5 protein-coding genes are annotated in these 3,710 nt (G+C 71.3%); 3 read left to right on the forward strand and 2 right to left on the reverse strand.

What is annotated here, in order from left to right; genetic code table 11:
• The 3 genes from HC022_RS21080 to HC022_RS21090 form a co-directional block, all read left to right on the forward strand.
• On the forward strand, positions 1 to 588 hold a 588-nt coding region (locus HC022_RS21080; RefSeq protein WP_167453728.1), incomplete at its 5' end, for an adenosylcobinamide amidohydrolase.
• Positions 589 to 730: 142 nt separating this feature from the next.
• Positions 731 to 1,441: a DUF1194 domain-containing protein gene (locus HC022_RS21085; protein WP_167453729.1), complete on the forward strand. Its 711-nt coding sequence runs from the start codon at positions 731 to 733 to the stop codon at positions 1,439 to 1,441.
• 45 nt (positions 1,442 to 1,486) lie between these two features.
• Positions 1,487 to 2,182, forward strand: a complete 696-nt coding sequence (locus tag HC022_RS21090) for a hypothetical protein (protein ID WP_008885550.1) — start codon at positions 1,487 to 1,489, stop codon at positions 2,180 to 2,182.
• 25 nt (positions 2,183 to 2,207) lie between these two features.
• Here the strand turns inward: HC022_RS21090 and HC022_RS21095 are convergent, their stop codons facing one another.
• Together HC022_RS21095 and HC022_RS21100 are read right to left on the reverse strand one after the other, a co-directional pair.
• Complete coding sequence (locus HC022_RS21095; protein ID WP_089955153.1) at positions 2,208 to 2,615, reverse strand: cytochrome c; 408 nt, start codon at positions 2,613 to 2,615, stop codon at positions 2,208 to 2,210.
• A gap of 83 nt (positions 2,616 to 2,698) precedes the next feature.
• Positions 2,699 to 3,382 (reverse strand): hypothetical protein, encoded by a 684-nt coding sequence (locus tag HC022_RS21100; protein WP_175583674.1) that lies wholly within the window; start codon positions 3,380 to 3,382, stop codon positions 2,699 to 2,701.
• Positions 3,383 to 3,710: the final 328 nt, after the last annotated feature.

Here is a 3,710-nt window from a genome sequence, read left to right on the forward strand (position 1 = left end):
GCCCGCGCGCGCCGGATCCTCTGGCGCGAGGTGCGCAACGAGGACCTGGCCGAGGATTTCGACGCCCTGCGCTGGCTCGGAACCGAGCTCGCAGGGCGCGACGCCACGGACGCGGTCTGCTTCCTGACCTCGCGCCGGCTCGCGGCACACCGGGTGGCGGAGGCTGTCGAGGGCGGGGTCGGCGCCACCGCCGTGGTCACCGCCGGGCTCTCGAACGCAGAGCGTATCGGCTCGCGGCTGCCGCAGACCTGGCTCGAGCCCGCGCCGCAGGACTACGGCACCATCAACATCGCCGTCCGGCTGTCCTGCCCGCTCGCGCCCACCGCGCTGATCGAGGCCATCACGTTGGCCGCCGAGGCCCGCACCGCCGCGGTGCTTGACGCGGATGTCACCCTGCCCGGGGGCAAGGCCACCGGCACGGGCACCGATTGCATCGCCGTCGCGGCCCCCGGGGGCGACACCCCTTTCGCGGGCAAGCACACGGCGGCGGGCCATGCGCTCGGGCGGGCGGTCTACGAGGCCACGCTGCAGGCGGTCACCGAGTGGGCCGACGAGGCGCGCCACTGGGGCACCGCTGCCCCCCGCTAGGTCCACAGGCGAACACCCCCAGGTGAATCGGCAGGCGAAGGCCTCGCCCAAATCTCACATCTGCGTCAGCGTCCCCACGCGGCGCTTCGCGAATGGCGCCCGGCCCGGCTAGCCTTTCGAAGCGACCACGATGGAGCCCCGGATGCGCCGCCTCAGTCTTTGCCTCGCCGCCACATTGCTCACCCTGCCCGCCGCCGCGCAGGACACCGACCTCGAGCTGGTGCTACTGGCCGATGCCTCGGGCTCGATCACCGCCTCGGAGCTGATGTTCCAGCGCGAGGGCTACGCGCAGGCGATGACCGACCCCGAGGTGCTGTCGGTGATCGGCAACACCGCCTATGGCGAGATCGCCGTGACCTACGTGGAATGGGCGGCAAACCAGGGCCAGGTGGTGAAGTGGATGCGCATCCGCGGCCCCGAGGACGCCGCGGAATTCACCGAGCAGCTGCTGACAACGCCGCGCATGGCCTTCGGGCGCAACGCCATCGGCGCGGCGCTGCTGCAGGGCGCGCATCTGATCGAGAGCAACGACATCGACGGCTGGCGCCGGGTCATCGACTTCTCCGGCGACAGCGCCGGCAACTGGTCCGGCCCGCCCATCGAAGAGGCCCGCGACGCGGTGGTCGCCAAGGGCATCACCATCAACGGCCTGCCGATCCTGCGTCCCGACGACCCGGGCCGGGCGCAGGGCGGGCTCGAGCGCATCTACGAAGAGCGCATCATCGGCGGGCTTGGCGCCTTCGTGGTCACCGCGGGCGACCGCGACAGCTTTGCCGAGGCGGTGAAGCGCAAGCTGATCCTCGAGATCTCGCAATCGGGCATGGTGGAAAAGCGCCATGCCGCCGCCCCCTGACCGAGGCCCCTTGCGCCGCCGCGCGACTCCTGTCCCTATCCCGCCATGCGCACCCTTGTCCTCGCCCCGCTTCTCGTCCTCTGCCTGATCGTCTCCGCCTGCGGCCGCCCGCTGTCGGAGAACGAGACCGCCTTCCTGCAGGCAATGCAGGGCGACCAGCTCGACACCCGCCGGGTGCGGTTCCACGACGGGCTCTGGGCGGGCTCAATCACCTACCAGCGCCCGATCCGGCCGCGGCTGACCTGCATGGAGCGGGTCTGGCCACCGTCGCAGGGCGAGACGGTGACCGTGTCGCCGGGCGCGATGACGATCTTCAACCGGGTGTTCTACCGCGACGACCTCTACCGCGAGGATTTCGTGCCGGACTACCCGCAGCGCGTCGACCTGCTGGACGCGATGCTGCTGGCGCACGAGATGGTGCATGTCTGGCAATGGCAGCACCGCGACCGCACCGGCTACACCCCGCTCAAGGCGGCGCTGGAGCATGGGGTGTCCGAGGATCCCTATCTCTTCGAGCCCGACAAGCCCGGGCGCTTCCTCGACCACGGCTACGAGCAGCAGGGCGCAATCGTCGAGGAATACGTCTGCTGCCACATGCTCGACCCCGACGCGCCGCGCACCTCGCGCCTGCGCGAGATGATCTCCGCCGAGCTGCCGGTCGACGGGCTCGAGCGCGCGCTCGACAACCCCGAGGTGATGGTGCCGTGGTCGGGGATCCAGCAGAAGAACATCTGCCGCTAGGCACCCTGCCCGTTCGCGGGCAGGCTCATTCCTGCCGCTGGATCTCGAGCAGGTAGGCCACGAGATCGACCACCGGCTCCGAGGTCAGGATCGGCTGGCCGGCGGGGGTCTTGATGGGCCGGTCGAAAGTGCCCTCGAAGTAGTCGCCGTAGACCGGCATGGGCGAGCCGTGGCTCACCAGCGGGTCACGCCCGTCGATCCGCTTCACCACCCGCTCGAGCGGGAAGACCCCGGCATTGGCGGCGGTGAGTTCGGTGAGGTTCACCGGCTTGACGATGAGCACACCCGCCATCGGGCCATCGCCACGGCCTTCGAGCCCGTGGCAGGTGGCGCAATGGGTGTGAAAGAGGGACCGGCCGATATCGGCGTCCTGTGCCTCAGCACCCGTGGCGGCCAGCGCCGCGACGAGGGCAAGGCGGATCAAGCTTCGCATGGCATCCTCCCCTGCTAGCCGGACGATTGTCGCACCGGCCGCAGGGGAGCGCCTTGATCCGGGTCAAACGGGGCGCGCGCCGGTCAGACCACCGCGAGATGGGCGCCGGAGCGCATCCGCTCCATCGGCCAGGGCGCGAGGCGCCCATCGCGCTGGAAGGTGGCGTGGCCGCCATGCAGACCACGGGGATGCACCGAGAGCGAGACCGCGCGGCCATCAAAATCGGTGAAGCCCAGCGACAGGCTGCGACCCTGAGCCTCGAACCGCCTGCGCAGAACCTGGCAGGCCAGCGCCTCGCCGAGGCGGAGATCCTGGTGGTTCTCGGCCTGGAAGTAGCCGCCCGCCACCGAGCGCGCCAGCGCCACGTCCGCCGCCAGCCGGTCGGCCTCGGCACAGATGTCCACGCCGCACCTGTCGGCGCCCACCATCCGCAGCCGCGCGTGGCGGCGCGAGTCGAAGAGCGCCTTGAGCAGGGTCGAGAGCGCGCCCGCGATCATTGCCTGGGCGACGTAGTCCGCCCGGTGCTGGGGCACCGACCAGCGCATCGCCGGCAGCAGCAGGGTCTGGCCGTCAAGGCCGTCGCGGCCGTGCACCCGGTTGTAACGGTCGACCCAGTGCAGCAGGTTCGGCGCCTTGTGCGACAGTTCCTCGGCGGCGGCGCGCAGCGTGCCGTTCTCCTGCGCCGGCATCTCGTCGGTCCTGAGCAGCGAGGTGATCCGCGCCGCGAAGACCCCCGGACGGCTGAGACGGTCGGCCCGGCCCTGCATCCGCATCGCCGAGGAGAACGCGAGGTCGGCGGCCTCGGCCCTGCGGCGCCAGCGGCGCCTCGCCGGCCAGCGGCCGCAGCCCGGTGTCGAACTCGGCCCCGCGCGCCAGCAGCCGCAGCACCGCGTTGAAATAGGTGCGGCACGGGTGGCTCTTATGGATGCGCTCGACCAGCGCCCGTGGCGTGTCGACGCCCGGCGGCGCCATCTCGGGCTCGTCCGGAAGGGTCAGCGAGGCGCCGGAGCAGCGCTCGATCCAGTCGAGCCAGCGCGACATCGGCGCGGTGGCATCGGGCGTCTCGCTGGGTTCGAGGTCGGTCCGCGCATCGGG

Origin of the sequence: Salipiger sp. HF18, from assembly GCF_011806505.1 — a bacterium.
Taxonomy (GTDB): domain Bacteria; phylum Pseudomonadota; class Alphaproteobacteria; order Rhodobacterales; family Rhodobacteraceae; genus Salipiger; species Salipiger thiooxidans.